The sequence below is a fragment of the Arthrobacter sp. MDT1-49-2 genome (assembly GCF_059090185.1).
In genome coordinates this window covers 1-25,065 of record NZ_JBNHFK010000007.1, presented here as the reverse complement: position 1 = coordinate 25,065, position 25,065 = coordinate 1, and the positions used below count along the sequence as shown (strand labels likewise).

At 65.2% G+C, this 25,065-nt stretch carries 23 protein-coding genes and 2 tRNA genes; 3 read left to right on the top strand and 22 right to left on the bottom strand.

All coding sequences use genetic code 11. The features are described 5' to 3' along the window. The 8 genes from wecC to AC5RTS_RS10755 all read right to left on the bottom strand — a co-directional run bounded on the left by wecC (position 1) and on the right by AC5RTS_RS10755 (position 9,702). Positions 1-1,287, bottom strand: a complete 1,287-nt coding sequence (gene wecC, locus AC5RTS_RS10790; protein ID WP_493992038.1) for a UDP-N-acetyl-D-mannosamine dehydrogenase — start codon at positions 1,285-1,287, stop codon at positions 1-3. After that, positions 1,268-3,169 carry a glycosyltransferase family protein gene (locus tag AC5RTS_RS10785; RefSeq protein WP_493992037.1) on the bottom strand — a complete coding sequence of 634 codons (1,902 nt, stop codon included), beginning with the start codon at positions 3,167-3,169 and terminating at the stop codon, positions 1,268-1,270. Before AC5RTS_RS10785 ends, wecC begins: the two co-directional genes overlap by 20 nt. Next, on the bottom strand, positions 3,169-4,062 hold the full coding sequence (locus AC5RTS_RS10780; RefSeq protein WP_493992036.1) for an ABC transporter ATP-binding protein: 894 nt from the start codon (positions 4,060-4,062) through the stop codon (positions 3,169-3,171). The genes AC5RTS_RS10785 and AC5RTS_RS10780 overlap by 1 nt, the downstream gene beginning before the upstream one ends. Next, positions 4,049-4,927: an ABC transporter permease gene (locus AC5RTS_RS10775; protein ID WP_493992035.1), complete on the bottom strand. Its 879-nt coding sequence runs from the start codon at positions 4,925-4,927 to the stop codon at positions 4,049-4,051. Before AC5RTS_RS10775 ends, AC5RTS_RS10780 begins: the two co-directional genes overlap by 14 nt. After that, complete coding sequence (locus AC5RTS_RS10770) at positions 4,927-6,669, bottom strand: glycosyltransferase family 4 protein (protein WP_493992034.1); 1,743 nt, start codon at positions 6,667-6,669, stop codon at positions 4,927-4,929. The genes AC5RTS_RS10775 and AC5RTS_RS10770 overlap by 1 nt, the downstream gene beginning before the upstream one ends. Beyond that, entirely contained in the window at positions 6,666-7,883 is a 1,218-nt protein-coding gene (locus AC5RTS_RS10765; protein WP_493992033.1) for a glycosyltransferase family 4 protein, read from the bottom strand. Before AC5RTS_RS10765 ends, AC5RTS_RS10770 begins: the two co-directional genes overlap by 4 nt. A 47-nt stretch (positions 7,884-7,930) precedes the next feature. Further along, positions 7,931-8,365: a hypothetical protein gene (locus tag AC5RTS_RS10760; RefSeq protein ID WP_493992032.1), complete on the bottom strand. Its 435-nt coding sequence runs from the start codon at positions 8,363-8,365 to the stop codon at positions 7,931-7,933. Positions 8,366-8,685: 320 nt separating this feature from the next. Further along, the gene (locus tag AC5RTS_RS10755; RefSeq protein WP_493992031.1) at positions 8,686-9,702 is read right to left on the bottom strand and encodes an LCP family protein; all 1,017 of its coding nucleotides are present in this window, start codon (positions 9,700-9,702) and stop codon (positions 8,686-8,688) included. 93 nt (positions 9,703-9,795) lie between these two features. On the opposite strand from AC5RTS_RS10755, the gene AC5RTS_RS10750 reads away from it, so the two are divergent. Beyond that, the gene (locus AC5RTS_RS10750) at positions 9,796-10,266 is read left to right on the top strand and encodes a DUF3515 domain-containing protein (RefSeq protein ID WP_493992030.1); all 471 of its coding nucleotides are present in this window, start codon (positions 9,796-9,798) and stop codon (positions 10,264-10,266) included. A 14-nt stretch (positions 10,267-10,280) separates the two neighbouring features. Here AC5RTS_RS10750 and AC5RTS_RS10745 read toward each other — a convergent pair whose 3' ends face one another. The 7 genes from AC5RTS_RS10745 to leuC all read right to left on the bottom strand — a co-directional run bounded on the left by AC5RTS_RS10745 (position 10,281) and on the right by leuC (position 18,139). After that, on the bottom strand, positions 10,281-11,336 hold the full coding sequence (locus AC5RTS_RS10745) for an LCP family protein (protein WP_493992029.1): 1,056 nt from the start codon (positions 11,334-11,336) through the stop codon (positions 10,281-10,283). Positions 11,337-11,464: 128 nt separating this feature from the next. Continuing rightward, positions 11,465-12,622, bottom strand: coding sequence for a D-alanine--D-alanine ligase family protein (locus AC5RTS_RS10740; RefSeq protein ID WP_493992028.1), 1,158 nt, complete (start codon positions 12,620-12,622; stop codon positions 11,465-11,467). Then, positions 12,619-13,662 (bottom strand): NAD(P)H-dependent glycerol-3-phosphate dehydrogenase, encoded by a 1,044-nt coding sequence (locus tag AC5RTS_RS10735; RefSeq protein ID WP_493992027.1) that lies wholly within the window; start codon positions 13,660-13,662, stop codon positions 12,619-12,621. The genes AC5RTS_RS10740 and AC5RTS_RS10735 overlap by 4 nt, the downstream gene beginning before the upstream one ends. Next, positions 13,659-14,453, bottom strand: coding sequence for a lysophospholipid acyltransferase family protein (locus tag AC5RTS_RS10730; RefSeq protein WP_493992026.1), 795 nt, complete (start codon positions 14,451-14,453; stop codon positions 13,659-13,661). Before AC5RTS_RS10730 ends, AC5RTS_RS10735 begins: the two co-directional genes overlap by 4 nt. A 9-nt stretch (positions 14,454-14,462) precedes the next feature. Continuing rightward, positions 14,463-15,803, bottom strand: a complete 1,341-nt coding sequence (murA, locus tag AC5RTS_RS10725) for a UDP-N-acetylglucosamine 1-carboxyvinyltransferase (protein WP_227901429.1) — start codon at positions 15,801-15,803, stop codon at positions 14,463-14,465. Between the two features lie 249 nt (positions 15,804-16,052). Continuing rightward, positions 16,053-16,670 (bottom strand): 3-isopropylmalate dehydratase small subunit, encoded by a 618-nt coding sequence (leuD, locus tag AC5RTS_RS10720; RefSeq protein ID WP_493992025.1) that lies wholly within the window; start codon positions 16,668-16,670, stop codon positions 16,053-16,055. Between the two features lie 11 nt (positions 16,671-16,681). Next, a complete protein-coding gene (gene leuC / locus AC5RTS_RS10715; protein ID WP_493992024.1) occupies positions 16,682-18,139 on the bottom strand; it encodes a 3-isopropylmalate dehydratase large subunit in 1,458 nt (485 codons plus the stop codon). 113 nt (positions 18,140-18,252) lie between these two features. On the opposite strand from leuC, the gene AC5RTS_RS10710 reads away from it, so the two are divergent. Further along, positions 18,253-18,972, top strand: coding sequence for an IclR family transcriptional regulator (locus AC5RTS_RS10710; RefSeq protein ID WP_493992023.1), 720 nt, complete (start codon positions 18,253-18,255; stop codon positions 18,970-18,972). Positions 18,973-19,006: 34 nt separating this feature from the next. Continuing rightward, the gene (locus AC5RTS_RS10705) at positions 19,007-19,432 is read left to right on the top strand and encodes a potassium channel family protein (protein WP_493992022.1); all 426 of its coding nucleotides are present in this window, start codon (positions 19,007-19,009) and stop codon (positions 19,430-19,432) included. A gap of 106 nt (positions 19,433-19,538) precedes the next feature. Here AC5RTS_RS10705 and thiL read toward each other — a convergent pair whose 3' ends face one another. The 7 genes from thiL to AC5RTS_RS10670 all read right to left on the bottom strand — a co-directional run bounded on the left by thiL (position 19,539) and on the right by AC5RTS_RS10670 (position 24,773). Beyond that, positions 19,539-20,552 (bottom strand): thiamine-phosphate kinase, encoded by a 1,014-nt coding sequence (gene thiL, locus AC5RTS_RS10700; protein ID WP_493992021.1) that lies wholly within the window; start codon positions 20,550-20,552, stop codon positions 19,539-19,541. A 101-nt stretch (positions 20,553-20,653) separates the two neighbouring features. Then, positions 20,654-20,729: transfer RNA gene (locus AC5RTS_RS10695), tRNA-Glu, on the bottom strand. A 159-nt stretch (positions 20,730-20,888) separates the two neighbouring features. Then, a tRNA-Gln gene (locus AC5RTS_RS10690) sits at positions 20,889-20,960 on the bottom strand. A gap of 134 nt (positions 20,961-21,094) precedes the next feature. Continuing rightward, positions 21,095-21,820: an HAD family hydrolase gene (locus AC5RTS_RS10685; RefSeq protein ID WP_493992020.1), complete on the bottom strand. Its 726-nt coding sequence runs from the start codon at positions 21,818-21,820 to the stop codon at positions 21,095-21,097. A 10-nt stretch (positions 21,821-21,830) separates the two neighbouring features. Continuing rightward, a complete protein-coding gene (gene gltX, locus AC5RTS_RS10680; RefSeq protein ID WP_493992019.1) occupies positions 21,831-23,348 on the bottom strand; it encodes a glutamate--tRNA ligase in 1,518 nt (505 codons plus the stop codon). A 40-nt stretch (positions 23,349-23,388) separates the two neighbouring features. Then, a complete protein-coding gene (locus AC5RTS_RS10675) occupies positions 23,389-24,000 on the bottom strand; it encodes a hypothetical protein (RefSeq protein ID WP_493992018.1) in 612 nt (203 codons plus the stop codon). Further along, positions 24,000-24,773 (bottom strand): fumarylacetoacetate hydrolase family protein, encoded by a 774-nt coding sequence (locus AC5RTS_RS10670; protein WP_227901417.1) that lies wholly within the window; start codon positions 24,771-24,773, stop codon positions 24,000-24,002. Before AC5RTS_RS10670 ends, AC5RTS_RS10675 begins: the two co-directional genes overlap by 1 nt. Positions 24,774-25,065: the final 292 nt, after the last annotated feature.

Below are 25,065 nucleotides of genomic sequence, written 5' to 3'. Positions count from 1 at the left end.
TCAGTTCCGCCAGAAGCCCCGGGTATCTACGATCCGCTTCCCCGCCAGCTGCTCGGGGGTGAGCTCACGGAAAGCGTCGTGATCCACGAGAAGAACGACGACGCCCGCCTCCTTAACCGCCGTCTCTCCGCTCACCACGGTGATGTTCCCAAATCCGGCCAGCTCCTCCGGCAGGGGCGTGTGGGCAAAAGCGGTGCCGGCCAAGATGCGCAGGGACGGGTTGGCCTCGGCCAGGCGGCGCACAATTTCCACCGCCGGAGATTCCCGGGTGTCATCCACATTGGCTTTGAAGGCCAGGCCCAGGGCCGCGACGGTGGTGGCGCCGGATTCCGCCAGGGCCGCCTCAACTGCGGCCACCACGTGGTCCGGCTTGGCGTCATTGACTTCCCGGGCGGCCCGGATCAGCTTGGCGTTTTCCGGGTCGGCCGCCACGATGAACCAGGGGTCAACGGCAATGCAGTGCCCGCCGACGCCGGGACCTGGCTGCAGGATGTTCACGCGAGGGTGGTGGTTGGCCAGATCAATGAGATTCCAGACGTCGATGCCGAGGTTGTCGCTGATAACCGAGAGTTCGTTGGCGAATGCAATATTGACGTCGCGGTAAGCGTTCTCCACCAGTTTGGCCATTTCCGCCGTAGCCGCATCGGTCAGGTGGATGCCGCCCTGGCAGAAGCTGCTGTACAGTGCGGCGGCTGCGGAGGCGGCCTCAGGGGTCAGACCACCGATGATCCGGTCGTTAGTGACGAGTTCGATCATGATCCTGCCCGGCAGCACCCGCTCCGGGCAGTGTGCAAACATGACGGCTGCTTTGCCGCCGTTCGCATCCGGAGCGAGATCGGGGCGCAGCCCCAGGATGACCTCAGCCAGGTGTTTGGTGGTACCCGGAGGTGACGTGGATTCCAGGATGACCAGGTTGCCGGCCTTGATGCGCGGGGCGATGTTACGTGCCGCTTGCTCTACGTAGACCAGGTCGGCGGTCTTGTCCTCTTTGAACGGTGTGGGTACCGCCACGATGTAGGCGTCGGCTTCGGGAACGGTAGCCTGGGCCACGAGGTGGCCCTGGCTGACGGCGCCGGCCACGTGGATCCCTAGATCGGGTTCGACGAAGGGCACGCGGCCTTCGTTCACAGCCTCAACCGTGTACGGATTTACGTCGACGCCGATCACATGCAGGCCCTTGCCTGCCAGGATGGCGGCGGTCGGCAGGCCGATGTAGCCCAGGCCGATGACGGCGACTGTGGTGACGGCCGTTGTGGTCTCGCCGGCGCTATATGTCTGTGTGTTCATTCGGTTCCCCATAGAATCGGAGGTCACCCGAGGCCAGCAAAGTGGCGTCGTCGACCTTCCATGTATGTCCGCTGGCTTCACGGACCTGGTAGTAGTTGAAGCGGTCCGCCGAGTAGATCCGTTTTCCGGCGGCGGCAGCCTGCTTCAGGAAGCCCGTGTCCTCACCCAACCCCAGTGACGGGAAGGGCAGTTCAAGGGCAAGAGTGCGTCGGGTGACAATGGTCGGTCCCATCACGAAGTCCGTGTAGCGGTGTTCGCGGTGTCCGAAGCGGAGGACGACGGCGTTGGAGCTGCGCAGGTGCATGTAGTGTGCCTGCTTGCCCACCACGTCGGCGCCGGAATACTCCAGCGCATACAGCTGGTCGCTGAGGTAGTGCGGCCCGTAGTGGTCGTCGTCATCCATCTTCGCCACCACCTCACCCGAGGCGGCCTCGACGCATCGGTTCAGGCACTCCCCCAGTGATACTTCGGGTCCGGCGGTGAGCAGTCGGACCTTTGTCAGCCCGGAGGCCGCGGAAAGCTCCTGCAGGCGTTCCGGCGCCAGGACGAATCCGTGGGTCAGCAGTACCAGCTCCACGTCCACATCCTGCTGGGCAGCCAGCGTGCGGAACACGTTCTCGAGTTGGTGCGGCCGGATGGTCGGAACCAAGGCAGATACCGTAGGACGGACCGGCGGACGGGACTTCAGCGGGGCCGCGGCCGCCACTATGGTTTCGGCGCGGTGTGCATACGTGTGCTCGGACCAGATCCGGCGCTGGGCACGGTGGACGGTGCGGTCATTGTATTCAGCGTTGCGGACCAGCCCTGCACTCAGTGTGGCGGCCTCCTCCCGGGTGGAGGCAACGGGCACCTCGTCCGGGCTGAAGAACCGGGCCACGGCGTCGCTCGGTGCGCTGATCACGGGAGTCCCCGCGGCGCTAATCTCGAAAATACGCCGGGCACACATACTCGGAGAATCCACCACTGAGTTGACGTTCAGGAAGACCTTGTAGGCCTTGTAGGCGGACAGCATCTGTGGATACGACAAGGAGCCGACCACCCGGTCATCCAGGGGTGGGGGGAACTGATAGTTGGGGTCCCCGCCGAGATTCCGGGAAAATATTTCCAGGCCGAGGGGCAGCTTCGCGTCCATCGCTCCGCCCAGGAGCATGTCCATCTGGTGACGCCGCTCCGGGTACTTGTGGGCGAAGTACATACCGGCGAAGCCGATGTCCCTGGCATGCCGGCCGTGTTTCGGCCGTGCCGGGTTGTGGATCGCCGGCTGGGCGGCGAACGGGAGGACACCGATGTTGCTGTGTCCCAGGTCCCTGCGATAGTGCTCGACCCTGCGCACATCGGAGGTGAAAACGTGGTCGAACAGCGCCGCTGCAGGGAGGAAATCCTCATAGTGCGGCGGGTCTTCCTTGTTCCAAAAGACGGTGGGGATCCCCTGGCTGCGGCTGTAGGCAAGCAGGTCCACGAGTGCGGCGGCCGGGCCGGCAGGTCCGGCCAGCTTCCCGCGCCACAGCCGGTTGTTGCCCGCCCACGCGGACTCCACGAAGATCAGGTCCACAGCGCGCTCCGTCAGCTGCTGCCGCCAGCCGGCCGGGTCCAGCGCCACCGTGTTCCATTCGAAGGCGAAGGCCGCGGCGGAGAACTCGTCAAGGATGACGCCCACCGTCAGGTCGCCGCGCCTGGGCGGACGTCCCGGGACGGTGGCAGCGGGAATCGACAGCCGCCGTTTGGAACCGCGGCCTATCCAGCCTGCCTCCACGCCACGGGAATTCGCCGGATCGGCGAATCCCTGTTCCGCCCGCCGGCGCACGTTCCATTCGCGCAGTTCCGACGGCCCGCCGGAACGCAGGTGCCAGAGGCCGGTGCGAAAATCCTTCAGCGACGCCATTACTGGACCTTCGCACTGCGGCGGCCGGTGGAACGTTCCTGGATCCGGGTGACGGTCAGTGCCTCCATGGCGTCCGTGCGAATTTTGGCCGCACTGATGTTGTTGCCCTTGGACAGGTGCCGGGTGAAGTCCTTATAGGCCTTCACGACCTCCCGCGGCTCACCGTCCATCAGCAGGTCGCCCTTATCCATCCACACCACGCGCGAACACATCTCGGTGATGGTTTCCAGGCTGTGGCTGACCAGGAACACGCAGCCGGCGTTTCCCCGCAGCTCGTCCATCCGTTTCCGGCTCCGGTCCGCGAACTGCGCGTCGCCGGTGTTCAACGCCTCATCGATCAACAGGATCTCGGGGTCGATGCTCGCGGCGATGGCGAAGCGGAGGCGGGAGGACATACCGGAGGAATAGGAGCGCATGGGCAGGTGGATGGCCTTTTCCAAGCCGGAAAGTTCGACAATGGACTCGTACCGTTCGCTGATCTGGTCATAGGTCAGTCCCATGGCCAGGCAGCCCAGGACAACGTTGTGGTCTCCGGGGAGTTCGGGGACCAGGGCCGCATTGACGCCCAGCATGATCGGCGTACTGGAGGCGTACACCGCGCCTGTGTCCGGCTTGACCTGGCCGTTGATCAGTTTCATCAGTGTGCTCTTGCCGGAACCGTTGCGGCCGACGATGCCGATCGACTCTCCCCGGACCGCCACGAGGGACATTGGGTTCAGGGCATTGACGGTCACCAGGTTCGGTTTGCCCGTGATGCGGCGCAGCAGGCCGCCAATGCCGTTCCGGCTCCCCGGGACCGCTTCGCTCGAGGGCACACGATAACTCATGCTTACCTCGTCGATCACCACGCAGGGGTCCTCCGCGAGGAACTGCAGGTCCTCAGGCGCGTCCATAGGTCTCCTCCGCCCGCCAGAAATAAACAGCCCCTACCGCAAGTGCGCCCAGCGCCCAGCAACTGAGGATGGCCCACGACTGCCATGACGGCACTGCTGCATAGAGCAGGCAGTCCCGCACAATATCCAGAACCTGGAACAGCGGATTCAGCTCGAGAATGCCGAGCACCACGGGGTCGTCGATAAAGCGGTCAAAACTGTAGAAGACGGCGCTGGCATACATCCACGCCCGCAGCGCGAAGCTCAGGAGGTGCACGACGTCGTTGACCCGGGAGATCACCCGCGCCAGTATCAGGCCTACTCCCAGGTTGAAGATCCACTGCAGGGCAAGCGCCGGGATCACCAGCAGCCACCGCCACGTGACGTCCTCCGTGGGCGGGACCAGAAGCACCAGCAGCATCATCACAATCAGGACCGGTATGTTGGCCAGCAGCTCGCGCAGGTTCACGGAAATCGGCAGGGTGGCCCGCGGGAAACTGAAGGCCTGGATCACGGCGCGGTTCTGCTGGATGGACCGTGCGCCGTTGGTGATGGCCCGGGAACTGAACTGGAACAGGAAGACTCCAATGACCAGGTAGCCAATAAAGTTCTCGATCCCGCCGCCGGTGTTCAGCAGCAGGCCAAAGATCAGGTAGTAGGTCAGGCCGTTCAGGATCGGGTTCAGGATCAGCCAGGCGCTGCCGAGGCGGTCCCTGCGGTTGCCGCTCTGCACCCGCGATTTGGCGTCGTAGGCGATGAAGTGCCGGTAGTTCCAGATCTGGACGAGGTAGTCGACGAATCCGGGACGCGCACCGACCCGCTGCAGTCCCCTGATGTCTACAGACAGGGGCTGCACCGCCAGTGCGTCCTCATTGGTCCGCGCCATTACGCAGCACCTGCGAGCGCGCGGTACCACTCGGTGGTCTGCTCTGCCGCTGATCCCCAGGTACGGGTGGCCAGAACGTGGCTGCGCCCGTTGCTTCCGAGCGCGGCGCGGCGCGCGGCGTCGGACATCAGGGAATCGATCGCTTCGGCCAAGTGGGCCGGATCGGAGGGCCGAACCAGGAGCCCGTTCTCTGCATGCCGGACCAGCTCGCCCAGCGCCGGCAGGTCGCTGGCTATTACGGGCCGGGCGCAGGCCATGGCCTCCACCGGCTTCAGCGGCGTTACCGCTTGTGTCACGTTCAAATCCTTCCGAGGCACCACAAAAACGTCGAGTGCCTGATGATACAAATGGGCCTGTTCCCGGGGCACCCGGCCGGTGAAGATCACGCGGCCGGTCAGTCCGAGTTCGGCGGACAGCGCCTTCAACCGCGGTGCGGACGCACCGTCGCCCACGATCAGGCACTTGAGGTGCCGGTGCCGGTCAGCGACGAGGCCGAAGGCTGCAATGAGGTCATCGAGCCCCTCATAGTCAACCAGACTGCTGACCGTTCCAATTAATTCCGTGTCCGGATCCAGGCCGAGGGCACGGCGGGCTTCGGCGGCCGGCAGGGGTGTTTCGAGGTATCCCTCCCCCACGGCGTTGGGAAGCAGTCGGATCCGTTCCCGGGGAACTCCGCTGCCGGAGATCTGTTCGGCCATGACGGTCCCGAGCGTGGGCACCAGGGCCGCGCGACCCATAACGTCCGCTTCCCGGTCCTGGAAGAGCCGGTACCGCTCGCTGCTGCGCGCTTCCTCCGGCCGGGTCGAGGCCCATGTGTCGGCGAGCTGCCCGCGGACTTCGTAGATCCAGGGAATGCCGAGGGCCTCGGCGACGGCGGCAGTGACCAGTCCGTTGACGAAATGCGTGGTGGTATGCAGAACGGCCGGCCGCGTCTGCAGGGCCAGGGCAAGGGTCAGCTCGGCCTGCTGCTGCAGACGTTGCTGCATGCCAAAGGGCAGGTGTGCAGGCAGCAGCCGGTAATAGGTGACGCCGTCAATGCTGTCGCTGTCCCCGGCCAGCAGTTTGCCCACCTGGACCGGGTAGCCCGGACGGGTCACTGCATGCACCTTCCAGCCATGCTCGGACTGTGCCTTCAGGATTGAGTGCGTGCGCTGGGCATAGCCGCTTCCGGTGTGCGGGAGGCTGTTGGTGAGAACGTGCAGCACCGTCTCGGGGTTCGGGGCGTAACCCTTGGCCGGATCCAGGCGCGGCTGCCATCCTTCGAAAACGGCCAGCTCCGACGCCAAGCGGCGCTGCTGGCGGCGCTCCGCGGGGCTGCCGGCCGCGAGGACTTCGACGGCACCGGTCATGTCGCCGTCGTACCACCGGCGGCGCGCCACCGTACCGGGCAAACCGCGGGTACCGGGTTCCGCTGCGCCAATGAGCCGATCAGCCAGGTTCCCTAGTCCGGCAGCCGTAGCCACGTCCGCGAAGTGCAGTGCCTTCCGGCCGGCAATGCCGTCCGATACTGCCGCAGTGAGCCGGCGTTCGGCCGTTTCCTTTTCGCCCCGCACGACGGCGGCAAGCGGTCCCAGGACTGTCCCTGCTGCAAGCCTCTCCGCTGTGCGTACCATCGGATCCAGCACCCGGCTGGGAAGTCGCCGGGATATCTGCAGTGCCAGGACCACCGGGTCATCGCCCAGATGCTCGAGTACGGTGCCTAGCGCCAGGGAGGAATTACGGGCCGCTGTCCTGAACTTCATGCGTGCGGCCGGTCCGCCGCCACGCTGCGCAGCAGGTCGGCATAGGCCACTGCCAGTGCATCCACGTCGGCATTGTCCTGCACCCAGTCCCGTCCGGACGTACCTGTGAGGAGTCTGCTCCGGTCAGCGTGGAGTTCCTTCCACAGCTGGGCGATCGATTCAGCGGAGGACTCCACCACGTCGCCGGCACCCGATTCCTCGATGATCGAACGTGCCTCGCCGCGAACGACGGCGGTAACGTGCCGGCCTACGGCCAGTACCTCGTAGGTCTTGGACGGGATGGTGGTTTCAAAGGATTTCCAGTCGTCGCGGAGGGAGACCACACAGGTGTCCGCCTCCCGGTAGTACTCCATGACTTCCTGTCGGCGGGCCGGGCCGTGAAAGCTCACGGGTGCATCGAGTTCCCGGGCCAGTGCCATCAGCTGCCGACGCTGGACGCCGTGGCCCACCATCGTCAGGTGGACGTAGTCGCGTGCCAGGGCAGCGGCCCGGATCACCAGGTCCAGCCGCTGGCTTTCGCCGTGGTTGCCGAGGTAGAGCACCTCCAGCCGTTCCCGCCTTTCCGGGGGTGGAGGCAGCAGCTCCCGTACCGAAATGTCAACGCCGTTGACCACCGTGGCCACGTTCTTCAAGCCTCGTTCCCGAAGGGTGGCGGCGAACCCGTAGGTTACGGTCACCACCAGGTCCGCACGTTCCTGGAACGTGACTACTGCCCGTTCCGTCAGGCTCTTGGCACTTCCCCGGACAATCCGGGCGTCGCGGGCAATATCGGGCCAGGCATCGCGCATGTCAACGACGAAGGGAACACGTCGAATCCTGGAGAGCAGGTATCCGGCTCCAAGGATGGGCAGGCTGGGAACAGTCACGATGACTGCGTCGGGCCGCCGGGTCAGCATGCCGGCCGCTACGGATGCCGCGGCACTGAAACAGTGGTCCATTAGCCGCCCCAGCCGTGTGGTGCGGTGCCAAAGGTAGGGAACCCGCAGGATCCGTTCACCAAACATGCCCACGTCCCAGCGGAATGCACGCCCGGCCTCGGATTTTGGGAGTGTGCGCCGGCCGTTGGGTGCGTGGGCAACGGGCGTAATAACCAAAACCTCCCAATCGAGACTTCGGAAATACCGGTTGAATTGTGTCCAACGGCGCTGGGGAGGGCTGTGTTCCGGCGTATATGAATGGGTAAGCAACTGAACCCGCACCGATATTTCCCCCATACCAAAAACGTCGCCGCGCACTTCACGACAGAAAGACGGAGCCTATTCTACTCCTTGGTTTTACCTGTCCCGACCGGAACCGTCGGGCCTGATCCTCGAAGTTTCAGATAATACAGTGCTCCCGCACCAATCAGGAGAACAATGACGCCTCCCCTGACTGCCCATCCGGTTCCGCCGCTGGAATTGGCATTTTCGGCGGAAAGCGGCGCTGCACTGGGCGTGCCGGTAGGGCTGACCTCAGTGGCACTGGGTGAGGACGACGGCGAAGCGGAAACCGTCGGTGTCGTGGACGGAGTGGGTGTGGGCGTGGGCGAGGGCTCGGCGTTCGGGTCGCGTGCCTCTCCGGTCTCCGGGTCCCAGACCAGGCCGGTGTACTCCCAGGTGGCCGGGTTGACCAGGTTCCCGGTGACCGGCTCAATGAAATAGCCGGTATCCGGGTGGATGAGGTAACCGGTGGAGGTATCCACTTGATAGCCCGTCACGGGATCCGTTCCCCGGGGCGCCGGAGCCTGCTCCGGCGGAGCCGAAGGGTTCACAGGAGCGGGTTCGGGGTTACCCGGATTCGGGGCCGGCTGCTGGGCCGGAGGTACGGACGGGGCCGGCTGGGGGGCCGGCTGGGGGGCAGGCTGCACCACGGGCGGAGGATCGGCAGGCTGTTGCGGCGTCTCCGGAGAAGGGATCACCGGATCGGAGGGAGGTTCCTCCCCTTCCACTGCTGAAGCCGGGCCGGCCGCTATGAGCCCGGCGATCAGCGCCGCAGCCCCGGCGGCAGCAGCACGTTGTCTGAATTTACCCATGGTCTTTAGTTCCGCTCTTTGATGGTGTCCACGTATCCGGCCATGTCATCTGCATCCAGAGCGGCCCCCATGTCAGCAATGGCACCGGTATCGGGAATGATAATCGATTGTCCGTCCGCGGAGGTGCCAATTCCTGCATTGGGCAGGGTAAACATATGCACGTCATCAGAGCGCACGCTGCGCAGGCTCAGTCCAAGGCTGCCAACCGCGGCAGCATCGAGTTCCTCGTCGACACGGAGATAGGGGGAAATCCCGCTCACCATGTTGTTGATCCTGACGGGGTTCGAAAGGGTGTCCTTTGCCAGGACACCGGAAATAAGACCGGAGAGGAAAGCCTGCTGGTTTTTGACCCGCTGATAGTCCCCGTCAGTAAAGGCATACCGTTCGCGGACATATTTCAGCGCTGATTCGCCCTCGATCCGGATGGGACCTGCGTCGAAATACTCCCCTTCCGCCCCTTCCGATTGGAAGGCCACCTCATTGTTCACGGAGACTCCGCCCAGGGCCTCCGTCAGGCCTTTGAACCCCTCGAAGTCAATGACCGTCACATGATCAATCGGAATATCGAAGAGGGACTGCACGGTGGCCACAGTGAGCTGGATGCCGCCGAACGCGGACGCCGCGTTGATCTTGTGCTCGCCGTACCCGGGGATCTCCACCCAGGTGTCCCGCATGATCGACGTGACGTAGATGCCGTGGCGGTCCCCCGGGATGTGCAGCAGCATCATGGTGTCTGACTGCGCGTCACCGGCGGCGGGGTCCCTGCTGTCGCTTCCGATCAGCAGGATGTTCTGTGAGTCCTTGGCAGCTTCGGACTTATCCGGCCGGTCTGCGGGGAGCGCATTGGCGATGACCTGCTTACCGGTGTCAAAGGTCCGTGCCAGGTTCCAGAGGTAGCCTCCGGCAGCCAGCGCGGCCACCAGGACCAGGCTCAGCATCACCAGCAGCACGGTCCGCGCCGGGCGGCGGGTCTTGCGGGGCCGCTGCTCGGTATCGTCGAAGGTAAATGGATGGTCGCTCACGTTGTGTCCTCAGGTCGGGGGCGCTAGAAGTCTACCCATACGGGGGCCCCTCCGGATTCCAGCGGTACCCGGCACGCCGGATATCCTTGGTCCATGAAGTCCTTTGCACTCCCAGTTGTGTCCTTGGCCGTTGCGGCAGTGGCGACCGGCTGCAGCCCGGTGGCCAATATCGAGTCCGCACCGGACGCAGCCAACCCGGAGTGCGCCGCCGTTATGGTGGCTTTGCCGAGCGAAATGGCCGGGTATGAACTGAGGGACACTGACAGCCAGGCGACGGCGGCGTGGGGCAACCCCTCCAAGGCGATCCTGCGCTGCGGAGTTCCCGTCCCGGGTCCCACAACCGACCAGTGCGCCACGGTGAACGGCGTGGACTGGCTCCTCCGCGAAGGTGACCAGACGTGGACCGCCACCACCTACGGCCGGGATCCTGCCGTGGAAGTGATTTTCAATCCGAACGAGATTGCCTCGTCAACGGTGCTGGTTCAGTTGCAGAACGCCGTATCCAATATCGAGCCCACCCGGGAATGCCTGAGCCCCGAAGATACCCTGGACTTGGAAGGTTAGTTTAGGGATCCGGATTAGCTGGCGGGTGCTCCTGCCGGGAGCCGTTCTGCCAGGTTATCCGCCGCAAGCGCCTCGGCTATGGCCGCAACTGTCCCCCGGTCCGGGACCGCTGCTGGCAGGCCGTCCGCAGATACACCTCCGCTGACAACGGGCAGCGTGTACATGTGGACATCCGCCGGCCGGATCTGCCTGAGGCTGAAGGCCAAGGCTCCTGCGGCCCTCGAGTCGAAGCCCTCATCCACACTGAGGTACGGCGAAAAATCACGGACTACGTTGCTTATCCGCACCGGACTGGTGAGCGTTTCGCGGTCCAGGAGTCCGGAGAGAATACCGGCAAGCAGCGCTTGCTCGTTCCTGACCCGCCGCGAGTCGCTGTCGCCCGTGAACGTGTGCCGGGTGCGGACGTAGTTCAGCGCCGACTCCCCTGTCACGGTAATCTGCCCTGCAGCGAAGAACTCGCCGGCGGCTCCGTCGGCGTAGAAGGCTTCGTCGTTATGCAACGTGACCCCGCCCAGGGTGCTGGTCAGGCCACGGAAACCCTCGAAGTCGACGATGGCTACGTGGTCAATGGGTACGCTGAACAGGTTCTGCACCGTCTCAACCGTCAGGGAAACGCCTCCGAGCGCCATGGCAGAGTCGATCGGGCGGCTGCCGTGGCCCGGCACGTCCACCACCGCGTGGGGCAGGATGGACAGCACGTAAACGCCGCTGCGGTCTCCCGGAAGATGCAGCAGCATCATCATGTCCGGAGTCGCATCGCCGCCTGCGGGATTCCGCGTTTCGCTGCCCATCAGGAGAATGTTCCGTGCGTTCTCTGCGGCTTCCGTCCGCGGTGGCTTATTCTCCGGAAGCGCGCCGGCGATGGTCGTCCTGCCTCCGTCGTAGGCGGTGCCCAGATACCAGAGGAACCCTCCTGCGGCTACAGCTACCGCCAGCACCACACCCAGCATTGACAGCACGGTATTGCGGATATGTTTTCTCCGCAGTCCCATCCGCCGGCGCCCGTGTGCCGGAGCCGCCGCAACGGTGTCCGGTGATGGGCGCCTGCGCATGCCGGGTCCTTGCATCATGTCCGGTCCTCGCATCCAGAGTCAGTCCTAAAGGCCTGAGTCTAACCATGCGGGGGCTTCCGGACAGGGGAAACTGCAGCGGGAGGGATACCCGAAAAACCCGGAGCCCTACGCGCTCCGGAGCTGGTCTAGCGCAGGCCGGTGGGCCGTTCCAGTGCCAGCGAAATGAGTTCGTCGATCAGCTCGGTGTAGGGCAGCCCGGATTTGGCCCACATCTGCGGATACATGCTGATGGGGGTGAACCCGGGCATGGTGTTGATCTCGTTGATGATCAGTTCGCCGCCGGGGGTGTAGAAGAAGTCCACGCGGGAGAGCCCCTCGCCGCCCACGGCGTCGAAGGCCACTCCGGCGAGCTGGCGGACCTGTGCTGAAATATCCGCCGGGAGATCCGCCGGGCAGCTCAGCTCCGCCGCGGTTCCGTCAACATACTTGGCTTCGAAGTCATACCATTCGTGCCCGCCGTCCTGGACGGCGATTTCACCCGGCTGGCTGGTGCGGGGATCTTCGGTGCCGCGGCCCTGAAGGACGGCCACCTCGATTTCCCGGCCGACGATCCCGGCTTCGACTACTACCTTCGGATCGTGCAGCCGGGCGGCCTCAATGGCCGCCGGCAGCTGTGCCGGGTCCGTCACCCGCGTGATGCCCATGGAGGAACCGGCCCGGGCGGGCTTCACGAACAGCGGGAAGGCCAGTGACCCGGCGCGGTCCAGGCAGCCCTGCGGATCCCGCAGCCACTGCCGGTCGGTGATGACCTCGTAGGGGCCAACACTCAGTCCGGCCGATTCAAACACGACCTTCATGTAGTGCTTGTCCATTCCCACGGCGGAGGCCAGCACCCCGGCACCCACGTACCGGACATCTGCCATTTCCAGCAGTCCCTGCAGGGTACCGTCCTCGCCGAACGGTCCGTGCAGCAGCGGCAGGACGACGTCGATCCGTCCAAGGCTGCGGGGCAGGCTGCCAGGGGCGTGGGCCACCAGTTCGCGGCTGTTGTCCTGGGACGAGAGAACTACCGATTCCTCGGATGCCGACACTTCGGGCAGGGTGGCCGAGCGCAGGGACCATTGCGCGGGATCAGCCGAGACGAGGCTCCACTGTCCGTTTTTGGCAATGCCGATGGGAACGACGTCGTACTTGTCGGTATCAATGGCCTGCAGCACACCGGCCGCGGTCACGCAGCTGACGGAGTGTTCGCTGGAGCGGCCGCCGAACAGCACTGCTACGCGCGGCCGGCTCGAACCGCCGGCGGGAGCGGCAGCGGCAGCAGATGGGAATTCAACACTCACGGGGCGGACACACCTTCGGATTTCAGTTCGCGGGCCAGCAGCCGCGGGCCCAGTTCATCCACAGTTATAGCGCCCTGCAGTACGGCGACGACGTTTTCGGTGATGGGCATGTAGACGCCCAGCTGGGTGGCCCGGTCCAAAACGGCCTGGGCCGATTTGATCCCTTCGGCGGTCTGCGTCATGGACGCATTGACCTCGGCCAGGCTCAGGCCCTGCGCGAGCAGTGTGCCGGCAGTGTGGTTGCGGGAGAGCGGCGAGGAGCAGGTGGCAATCAGATCCCCCATGCCGGCCAGACCTGACATGGTTTCGGCGTCGCCGCCCAGGGCCAGTGCCAGCCGGGTGGTCTCCGCCAGTCCCCGTGTCATCACGGAAGCCTTGGTGTTGTCCCCCATCTTCTTACCGTCACAGATTCCGACGGCCAGGGCGATCACGTTCTTGACGATGCCGCCGATCTCGGTACCCACCACATCGGTGTTGGTGTACGGCCGGAAGTAGGGCGCGGTGCAGGCTTCGGCGATCCACCCGGCAGTGTCCAGGTCGGTGCAGGCCACCACCGAGGCGGTGGGCTCCTGGCGGGCGATTTCCATCGCCAGGTTCGGACCTGACACCACTGCAATTCGTTCCGCGGGCAGGCCGAGCTCCTCGGCGATGACCTGGCTCATCCGCGCATCGGTTCCACGCTCCAGCCCCTTCATCAGGGACACGACGACGGCGTCGTCCGGGATCAGCCCGGCGACGTCGCGCAGCTGCGCACGCAGGGACTGCGCCGGAACAGCCAGGACCACCAGTTCTGCGCCGCTGAGCACCTCGCCCAGGTCCGTGGAGGCACGCAGGTTCTCCGGAAGGACAGTGTCCTTGAGGTACTGGGTGTTGCGGTGGCGGCCGTTGATGTCCTGGGCCACCTCGGGGCGGCGGGCCCATAGCCGGACGTCAGTGCCTCGGCGGGCACCGGAATCTGCGGCGATTTTGGCGAAAGCCGTACCCCAGCTTCCTGCGCCCAGGACGGCGACGACGGCGGGATGTTCACTGCGGGCGGTCACTCTCGAGCCTCCGGGTTGATGTGTTTGGATGTGGTGCCGGAGGCGTTGTCTCCGGTCTCGAAGGACCGGCCGATTTGACGCTGTCCGTTGGCCACCGGGTCCCAGCGGGTTTCGGGCGGCTCCGCACCGCGGAGTTTGGACACCATGTCGGTCAGGTCCGACATGATCCGGTCGGTGGCGCCGTCCAGGACGGACTTGCTCAAGGGCTGTCCGGCAAAGTCGGACAGGTCAACCGGCTCACCCACCACCAGCTGTACGTGTTTGCGCGGGAAGAGCGAGGGACGCTTCGCATAGCGCGGGAGCAGTTCCTGGGCTCCCCAATGGGCTATCGGGATCACCGGCACCCCGGTGGTCAGCGCCAGCCGCGCCGCGCCGGTCCGGCCTTTCATCGGCCAGAGATCCGGATCCCGTGTCAGTGTGCCTTCCGGGTAGATCACCAGTGCCCGCCCGGCGGCGAGGGCCTCGCGGGCAGCATCCAGGGACCCTGCCGCACCGGCGGTCACGCGTTCCACCGGAACCTGGTTCGTGGACGAAAGCGCGGGGCCCAGCACCGGTACCTTGAACAGTGACGCCTTGGCCAGGAAATGTGGCGGGTAACCCTGGTTGTAGAGGAAATGACCCACCACCACCGGATCGATTTCAGTCACGTGGTTGGGGCAGACAATAAACCCCGTGTCCTTGGGCAGGTTCCCTGCACCGTGCCACTGCTTCTTGAGGAAGAGGTTGAACACCGGGCGCAGGGTCCCCGCGAGCAGCGCGAAGACCACCCGTGACTTGGTCGATTCCTTCATGGCGTCAGGCTACCGGAGTCCGGCGGATACGCCGGAAGCCACGTCAAAGTCCGCGCCGAGTCCCTCTAGCTTGCCCTGGAAGTGTTCGTAGCCACGGTTGATCAGCTCGATGCCGGTGACACGGGACGTGCCCTCGGCGGCCAGCGCCGCGATCAGGTGGCTGAAGCCGCCGCGCAGGTCCGGAATATCGATCTCCGCTCCGCGCAGCTGCACGGAGCCCGCGATAACTGCCGAGTGCAGGAAGTTCCGCTGCCCGAAACGGCACGGGACGCTGCCGAGGCATTCACGGTGCACCTGGATATTGGCGCCCATCCGGACAAGAGCGTCAGTGAAGCCGAACCGGTTCTCGTACACCGTTTCGTGCACGATGGAAACGCCCTCGGCCTGGGTCAGCGCGACCACCAGCGGCTGCTGCCAGTCGGTCATGAACCCGGGGTGCACGTCAGTTTCCAACACCAGCGGGTTCAGTGCACCGCCGGGATGGTAGAAGCGGATGCCGCCGTCGTCGACGTCGAACGCTCCGCCGATCTTGCGGTACGTGTTCAGGAACGCGGTGAGGTCCTTCTGGTCCGCGCCCTCAACGTAGATGTCGCCCTTCGTCACCAGGGCCGCCGAGGCCCATGAAGCAGCCTCGTTGCGGTCAGGCAGGGCACGGTGGTTGTAGCCCGTCAGTTCTGCCACGCCTTCAATCCGGATGACCCGGTCTGTCTGCACGGAGATGATGGCGCCCATCTTCTGCAGGATGGCGATGAGGTCAAGGATCTCCGGCTCCACGGCAGCGCCGCGCAGCTCGGTGATACCCACGGCCTTCACGGCGGTCAGGAGGACCTGTTCGGTGGCGCCGACACTCGGGTAGGGCAGCTCCAGCTTGGCGCCGGTGAGGCCCTTGGGTGCGGAGATGGAGATACCGCCGGGGCGCTTTTCCACCACGGCACCGAAGTTGCGCAGCATCTGCAGGTGGTAGTCGATGGGCCGGTCGCCGATTTTACAGCCGCCCAAATCCGGGATGAACGCCTCGCCGAGGCTGTGCATCAGGGGTCCACAGAGAAGAATCGGGATGCGGGAATCGCCGGCGTGAGCGTCAATATCCTTGGACGCCGCGGTCTTCGCGTTCTTCGGATCCATGGTGAGATCGCCGGTAACCGGGTCCTTGGAGACCTCTACGCCGTGCAGCTTCAGCAGCGATGTGACAACCTCAACGTCCTTGATTTCCGGAACGTTGCGCAGCAGGGAGGGACCGTTGCCAAGCAGGGCGGCAACCATGGCCTTGGGGACAAGATTCTTCGCCCCGCGGACCGGCACCTTTCCGGAGAGAGGAACACCGCCTCGGATCGTAAGGACGCTACCCATGAACACCTGATTTCTTAACTAGATTGGCCCCGAACGCAATAAGAGACTGCCTCCAAGCATAGGAGGAAGCGCCTACTTACTGAAATGACTCCGCTCCCCGGCGGGGGCCCTGCCGGGTGGATTCCGGTCATGGCTGGCGGAGGGGAAAGCAGATAGGCCCCGCCGTCGCGGGGCCTACCAATAGTATCGAGATTCGGGGACGCCCATGAAACCGGGCGGGGCGCAAATCGGCAGTACCCTGCCGGATTCCTAACCGGGAAAAACGCCCTGGTGTAGGGCAGGAAGGGTGGTGGGCTTGTAGGACGGCCGATGCGCTTCGAAGCTGGTGATTTCCGACTCATGCCGCAGGGTCAGTGCAATGTCGTCCAGGCCTTCGAGCAGCCGCCAGCGGGTGTACTCGTCAATATCGAACGGCGCATTCACGCTGCCGCAGACCACGGTGCGGGCCTGCAGGTCAACCGTGACCTCCGTCCCCGGAGCCTCCTCCAGCACTTTCCAGATGAGTTCAATGTCGTCCTGGGCCACCTGCGCAGCCACCAGTCCCTGCTTCCCGGAGTTGCCGCGGAAAATATCGGCAAACCGGGAGGAGAGCACGGCGCGGAAACCGTAGTCCTTCAAGGCCCAGACGGCGTGCTCGCGGGAGGAGCCGGTACCGAAATCCGGTCCGGCCACCAGCACCGAGCCGCGGCTGTAGGGTTCCTGGTTGAGGATGAAGTCCTCGTTCTTCCGCCAGCCGGCAAAGAGGGCATCTTCGAAGCCGGTCCGGGTGATCCGCTTGAGGTAGACGGCGGGGATGATCTGGTCCGTGTCCACGTTGCTCTGGCGCAGCGGAACACCGATGCCGGTGTGGGTGGTGATCTTTTCCATAACAGGTTCTCCTATGCAGCGCTGGCGGCGTCGACGGCGGCACCGGGCAACGGGTCCAGGTCAGAGGGCGAGCTGAGGGTTCCGCGGACGGCCGTGGCGGCCGCGACAACCGGCGAGACCAGGTGGGTGCGGCCGCCCTTGCCCTGGCGTCCTTCAAAGTTCCGGTTGGACGTGGAGGCGCAGCGCTCCCCCGGTTCGAGCTGATCCGGGTTCATGCCCAGGCACATGGAGCACCCGGCGAAACGCCATTCCGCCCCGAACTCCTTGAACACCTTATCCAGCCCTTCGGCTTCCGCCTCCAGACGCACCCGTGCGGAGCCGGGCACCACCATCATGCGGATATCCGGATCCTTCTGCCGGCCGCGGATGATGTCGGCGGCAATGCGCAGGTCCTCGATGCGGCTGTTGGTGCAGGAGCCGAGGAAGACCGTATCCACCCGGATTTCCTTCATGGGCGTACCGGCGGCCAGATCCATGTAGGTCAGCGCACGTTCGGCCGCGGCGCGGGCGTTTTCGTCGGCGAAGTCCTCGGGTGCGGGCACGGCGTCCGAGAGGGACACCCCCTGGCCGGGGTTCGTGCCCCACGTGACAAAGGGCTCCAGCTCATCGGCGTCCAGGAACACCTCGGCGTCGAACACCGCGTCCGGGTCCGAGGCGAGTGAGCGCCAGTGCTCGACGGCGGCGTCCCAGTCCCGGCCCTGCGGCGCGTGCGGGCGTCCCTTCAGGTAGGCGAAGGTGGTGTCATCCGGCGCCACCATGCCGGCCCGCGCGCCTGCCTCGATGGACATGTTGCAGATGGTCATCCGCGCTTCCATGGACAGTGAGCGGATCGCGGAGCCGCGGTATTCGAGCACATAGCCCTGACCGCCGCCGGTGCCGATCTTGGCGATCACGGCCAGGATGATGTCCTTGGAGGTGACCCCGGGGCGCAGCGTCCCCTCCACGTTGATAGCCATGGTCTTGAACGGCTTCAAAGACAGTGTCTGGGTGGCCATCACGTGTTCCACTTCGGAGGTTCCGATGCCCATGGCCAGGGCACCGAACGCTCCGTGCGTGGAGGTGTGCGAGTCTCCGCAGACCACGGTCAGTCCGGGCTGGGTCAGGCCCAGCTGCGGGCCGACCACGTGCACAATGCCCTGTTCGGCGTCGCCGAGGGGGTGCAGCCGGACACCGAACTCCGCGCAGTTGGCCCGCAGCGTTTCAATCTGCGTGCGGCTCACGGGGTCAGCAATCGGCTTGTCGATGGCCAGCGTGGGCGTGTTGTGGTCCTCGGTGGCGATGGTCAGGTCCGGACGGCGCAGCCCCCGGCCGGCCAGGCGCAGCCCTTCGAAGGCCTGCGGGGAGGTCACCTCATGAATAAGGTGCAGGTCGATGTACAGAAGATCCGGGGCACCGTCCTCGCCCTTGTGCACTACGTGCTCATCCCAGACTTTCTGCGCAAGCGTCCTGCCTGCTACATGCTCAGCCATGCCGGTACCCCTCGTTGAGATTCTTGTGCTGTTCCTCAAGGGAACCAGCAGACGGAGCTGCCGGTCCAGCTTTTCAATTTGCATCTCAGATAGTGAGACGGCAGTATCAGAGGATGGACACAGCAAGCGGGGTAGGCGTTATCGACAAAGCGGCCATGGTGCTGGACGCCCTGGAGGCGGGGCCGACCACGCTTGCCCAACTGGTCTCCGCCACCGGACTTGCCCGCCCCACCGTGCACCGGCTGGCGCTGGCACTGGTCCACCACCGCCTGGTGGGGCGCGACATCCAGGGCCGGTTTGTCCTGGGCGGGCGCCTGGTGGAGCTGGCCTCCGCCGCCGGTGAAGACCGCCTGATCGCTTCCGCGGGTCCGGTACTGCTGCAGCTGCGCGATGCAACCGGCGAAAGCTCCCAGGTCTTCCGGCGGCAGGGCGAGTGGCGCGTCTGTGTAGCCTCTGCGGAACGCCCCATCGGCCTGCGGGACACCATTCCGGTAGGTACCCAGCTTTCCATGAAGGCCGGCTCAGCCGCCCAGTGCCTGCTGGCCTGGGAGGACCATGACCGGCTGCTGGAAGGCCTGCACAACGCCCGGTTCACCCCTACCGTGCTGGCCGGCGTCCGACGCCGGGGCTGGGCACAGAGCCTGGGGGAACGGGAGCCCGGGGTCGCGTCGGTGTCCGCTCCGGTGCGGGGTCCTTCCGGACGCGTGATCGCCGCCGTTTCGATTTCCGGCCCCATTGAGCGGCTGACCCGCCAGCCGGGCCGGATCCACGCCGAAGTAGTCGCCAAGGCCGGCGCCCAGCTCACTGAGGCACTGCGCAAGAACGCCGACTGAGCCTATTCTGGGAGCCTCCAATGCACCGGGAGGCATGATGAAGCGAATGCGCGTGCTGTGGAATATAGTCCGGGTGACCAAGGCGGATTACGTTCTCTACGGCTTCCTGGTTGTCCTGGGCACTGCGGGCCTGCTGCTGCCCCGGTTTGAGCCCGGCATCCCGGATTACGGGGACAGCCTCTGGTACCTCTTCAGTTCCTTCACAACCATCGGGTTCGGCGACTACGTAGCCGTTACCCTGGCCGGCCGGCTCGTAACGGTGGTGGTGGCGCTTTACGGCATCCTGGTGGTGGCACTGCTCACCGGGATCATTGTGGGCTTCTACAACGAGCTGCTCCGGATCCGGTCCCGGACCTCACTGAATGAACTGGTGGGTGAGCTTGAGCATCTGCCTGAGCTGTCCCGGGATGAGTTGGCCGCCCTGGCCCGGCGCATCCGGGAACGCCACATCCTGCGCTGACGGCCGGACCGCTTTGGCTCCGCCAAGCCCAGCCAAGCCCAGCCCAGCCAACTCAGCCAACTCAGCCAACTCAGCCAACTCAGCCAACTCAGCCAACTCAGCCAACTCAGCCGGCGAAGTGGTCCCAGCCCGTGATCCGGGGCGCCTCGCCGCCCACCGTGACACCCGCGCCGTCCTGCACCAAGCCCATCCGGATAAATCCCTTCGGCAGCTCGGCACCGGCCGGGAAGGTGGCGAGCAGTCCGTGGTCCTCTCCCCCGCCCAGCACCCAGTCCAGCGGATCCGCTCCGAGTCGCTGCGCTGCGGGGGCGAGCAGGCCGGCACGGCTACGGACGTAGCCCGCGTCCAGGTCGATTCCGACGCCGGAGGCCCTCGCTATCCGGCCGGCGTCGCGCACCAGCCCGTCGGAAACGTCCAGCATGGCCGTGGCGCCTGCAGCCGCCGCCCGCGGGCCGAGGTGTATCGGCGGGTGGGGCCGGTTCTGGGAGGCGACAAGGGTGGCAAGAAGCTGGTCCGGCTCTTCCCGGACGGCTGCATAGTCCATGCTGCTCTCCAGTACGGCCAGCCCGCCGGCCGCGGCTCCCAGTGCCCCGGCAAAGGCCACGACATCTCCGGGCCGTGCTCCGGAGCGCAGCACCGGCGCCCTCCCTTCAAGGTCACCGGTCACGGCTGCGGTCACAACAATCTGGCTGCCGCGGCCGAGATCTCCGCCCACCACTGAGCAGCGACCGGCGTCGAAGGTCAGTGACGCCACTGCCCCCGCGAGACCGCCGGCCAGCTCCTCCACCCAGGCAACCTCGGTGCTGCCGGGCAGTGTCAGGCTGACGACCAGGGAGGTGGGCACGGCGCCCATGGCGTTGATGTCCGACAGGTTCTGGGCTGCGCATTTCCAGCCCACGGTGTATCCGCCGGTGCGGTAGCCGGAGGGCCAGAACAGACGGAAATCAGCATCCTGGACCAGCGTGTCGATGGAGATCACCGTCCGCCCGTCGGGAGCGGCGATTACCGCAGCGTCGTCACCGGGCCCAACGAGGGCGGTGGTGGGCCCGAGCCTCGGGAAGATCCGTTCCAGCAGCGCTTTTTCGTCGAGCTGTTCCACGGTCAGGGTGGCAGGAGGCACGGGCACGTCCTTAGGGGTTCCAGGGAAGGGCAGGTCTTTGAAACTAGCACGGCGGCTTAACGCAAAAGCCGGCTCCGGACGATATGTCCGGAGCCGGCTGCTGGTGACCCCAGCGGGATTCGAACCCGCGTTATCGCCGTGAGAGGGCGACGTACTAGGCCGCTATACGATGGGGCCGGGTACAGTGCTCCACGCGCTCCAAGTATCCGGTGTTACTCAATCGGATCGGAGGGTGCCTGTGCACTTCCTTTTGCCGGTTTCGAAGAACCGGCCTGAAGAGTATTTCATACACTTCAACTGGAGACCAATCGGGCCTAAACCGCGTATTGGTTACCGCTGGGATACCAGGACTCGAACCTAGAATGACGGTACCAGAAACCGTTGTGTTGCCAATTACACCATATCCCAATGTGCTGGAAGGGACGTTTTGGAAGGTTTCCCTTCCGCGTTCCTTTGGGCTTCAACCCCTCAGCACGAGTTATTACTATACACGGCTTTCGGAGCAAGTACAAAACGGAGCTGACAGCCGTTCCGTGGCGCTCTCAGAGCAGGTCCAGGACCTCCGTCAGTGAGCCAACCGTGTACACCCCGGAGGGAACGGCTGCGTCGTGTCTCCGCACCGGCGAGGGGTTGTCGGCACGGTCCAACCAGATCCCAGTCAGGCCGGCATCGCGCGCACCGAGAGCGTCTACGTTCAGGTTGTCCCCGACATACGCCGTCCGTGCCGGCAGGCTGCCGACGAGCCGTGCCCCTTCGTGGAAGATGGCCGGATCGGGTTTGGCAGCGCCGACGGTGTCGATGCCGACCAGGACGCGGATGCGCTCCAGTCCGGCGGCATCGAGCTTGGCGCGCTGATAGTCGTGGACATTGTTGCTGACGGCTCCGTAGCCGATTCCCCGGGCTTCCAAGGCATCGAGGAGCGGGACGACATCGTCGAACGCACGGAAGTACTGCGGCAGGGCGGCTTCGTAGGCCTCGTTCCAGGCCCGGGCGGCGTCACTGTCCAAAGGCGCCAGCCCTGCCTGCTCACGGGCATGCTGCAGGCGCAGGACCCGCTGGTCGGCGAAGCTTAGATGCCCGGCAAGGTAAGCGTCGTAGTGACCCTGCGGGTCGGCGGCGAACAGGGACGTATATGCGTCCCAGTCCGCCGCCGTGAAATGTGCCAGGTCTTCCGCGGCGACCGCCTGCAGGGTGGTGCCCATGGCGGCCTGCAGGTCAATGAGCGTCTCATCGATGTCGAACAGTACCGCGTCGATAGACCTGCGCATTTCGGTGTTCCTACGCGGCGGCGCGGAAGGCGCGGATGCGGGCCAGCGAGGAATCCCGGCCCAGGATCACCATGGATTCGAACAGCGGCGGGGAGATGCGGCGTCCGGACACCGCCGTGCGCACCGGTCCGAAAGCCAGGCGCGGCTTAATGCCCATCTCCTCTACCAGCGCCTGACGCAGGGCTGCCTGGATATTCTCCGCCGTCCAGTCCTCCACCGCGTCGAGCGCGGTCAGTGCGGCATCGAGCACCTCGGCCAGGTTCGCCGGCAGCCCCTTGCGTGCGTCGTCGGCGACGTCCACGGCGTCGTCGGCCTTGAAAAGGAATCCGAGCATGTCCGGAGCTTCACCGAGGAGGGTGATGCGTTCCTGGACCAGCGGCGCAGCTTCGGAGAGGATCTGCTCTTCACGCGGTGTGAGCGTCTCCCCCACCAGGCCGGCGTGCTGCAGGTACGGGACCAGCCGGTTGCGGAAGTCTTCAGCCTCGAGCATCCGCACGTGCGTGCCGTTGATGGCTTCGGCCTTCTTCAGGTCGAACCGTGCCGGGTTGGCCAGCACGTCGTGGATGTCGAAGTTCTCCACGAGCTGCTGGACGGTGAAGATGTCTTCATCCGCGGACAGGGACCAGCCCAGCAGCGAGAGGTAGTTCAGCAGGCCCTCGGGGATGAAGCCGCGTTCGCGGTGCAGGAAGAGGCTGGATTCCGGATCGCGCTTGGACAGCTTCTTGTTGCCGGCGCCCATCACGTAGGGCAGGTGTCCGAACAGTGGCATGTATTCGGCGACGCCGACGTCGATCAGTGCCCGGTAGAGGGCAATCTGACGGGGGGTGGAGGACAGCAGGTCCTCGCCGCGCAGCACGTGGGTGATCCCCATCAGGGCATCGTCCACCGGGTTCACCAGGGTGTAGAGCGGGGCACCGTTGGCGCGGACCACCACGAAGTCGGGAACCGTGCCGGCCTTGAACGTGATGTCACCGCGAACCAGGTCGGTGAAGGTGATGTCCTCATCCGGCATGCGCACGCGCAGCACCGGGGAACGGCCTTCTGCCTTGAAGGCTTCGATCTGCTCGGCTGTCAGGTCACGGTCATAGTTGTCATAGCCGAGCTTGATGTCGCGCCCCGCTGCACGGTGGCGCGCCTCGATCTCCTCCGGCGTGGAGTAGGACTCGTAGACGTACCCGGCATCGCGCAGCTTCGCGATGACATCCTGGTAGATATCGCCGCGCTGGGACTGGCGGTACGGCTCGTGCGGGCCGCCCACTTCCACGCCTTCGTCCCAGGTGATACCCAGCCACTTCAGTGCATCCAGGAGCTGGAGATAGCTCTCCTCGCTGTCCCGGGCGGTGTCCGTATCTTCGATGCGGAACACCATGGTGCCCTTGGTGTGCTTGGCGTAGGCCCAGTTGAACAGGGCGGTCCGGATCAGGCCGACGTGCGGTGTTCCCGTGGGTGACGGGCAGAAGCGCACGCGTACGGGCGTGTCATCGGTAACGGTGGGAAGGTCAGCTAAGGGAGTGGGCGCATTAGTCATGATGCTTCCCAGTTTAGTCTCTTCTCTCCCGGCACACGGTCTAACGCGCGTAGGCGAGGAGCCAAAGGAAGATACCGCCACCCGCCGCGGCGCCTGCGGCCGCTCCGGCGAGATGCTGCAGCCGTGGCGCGGTGCGGACGCGCCGCACGGTCACGAAGACCAGGGTGAGCATCAAGGCCGCAGAGAGCGCGGTCCCAGTCGGTGCGGCGAGCAGCAGCGCCGGCAGCGAGCCGAGTATGACGATGCCGGCACCGAGGCTGACATCCAGCCAGGACCAGGAGGTAAATGCGTTGCCCACCATCAGCACCAGGGCCGCCCCCAGCAAGGCAAACACCGCTGCGGAAAGCGCAAGCGGCCCGTCCATCCAGAGAATCAACCGCTGGACCATAAAGCCCAGCGCGGCCGCCCCCAGGACTACGGGAGGCAGTGAGGACGGCCCGAACCGGCGCAGATCGTTGCGCTTTTGCAGGTAGGCCACCAGGACCGGCGGAAAGACACCCATCAGCAGGGCTGCTCCAATCCCCCAGGGCAGCGCCTGTGCCGGCGCAAAGCTGAGGAACGGAGCAGCCAGGAGGGCGGCTGACCATATCAGGGCAGCCAGCGCCGCCCCGCCGTTCGGATGCTTCCGTTCCCCGCCTGCTCCGCGCCGCATCAGCTGCGGACGGTGTTTACCAACCGGCCGATTCCTTCAATGTCGACCTCAAAGCGCTGTCCGTCGCTGATGATTCCGACGCCCGCGGGCGTGCCCGTGAGAATAACGTCGCCGGGCAGCAGGGTGAAGGCCTGGGACACGTAGGAGACCAGCTCCTTGACGCCCCAGATCATCGAACTGGTATTGCCGTCCTGCACCAGCTCGCCGTCCAGGTAGCCGCGGACGTCGGTGTTTTCCGGATCCAGTTCCGTTTCGATCCACGGGCCCAGCGGGCAGGAGGTATCAAAGCCCTTGGCGCGGGCCCACTGGTCGTCGGTCCGCTGCGCATCGCGGGCAGTCAGGTCATTGGCGCAGGTGTACCCGAAGATCACTTCATTCACCCGTTCAACCGGGACATCCTTGCAGATGCGGCCAATGACGACGGCGAGCTCGGCCTCGTAGGACACCTCATCGGAGAACGAGGGCAGCACCACGGGATCGTTGGGGCCAATGACCGAGGTGTTGGGCTTGAGGAACATTAGCGGCGCGGGAGGGACGTCGTTGCCCATCTCCGCAGCGTGATCGGCGTAGTTGCGGCCGATACCCACCACCTTGCTGCGCGGAATAATCGGTGCCAGCAGACGCACGTCCTCGAGCTTGTGCCGCTCCCCCGTCAGCTGGACACCCGAAAAGAACGGGTCACCCTTGATCACGGCAATTTCTTCGTTGCCTTCTTCTCCGCCGACCACGCCATAGGCCGGGTCACTGTCCTGTACAAATCGAGCAATACGCATGCATCTAAGCCTAGTGGAGAAACGCCGCCGGCATGCAGGTACGGCCACGGCGCAGCCGGGCATCTGGCGTACAGGCGCAGCGCGGGAGGTTGGCGGTTCATGATTTTGCTTACTACCCGGCCGGCAGCCCTTGTCAGCATCAGCCAGGCCGGGGCCTGGGCCGGCAGGGAGGGAGGGCTCGGGGGTTGGATCACAGGTTAAACAGGTGAGGGCCCCGCAACCATGCGGGGCCCTCAACCATCAAATTTTGTCCGGCGGTGACCTACTCTCCCACATCCTCCCGGATGCAGTA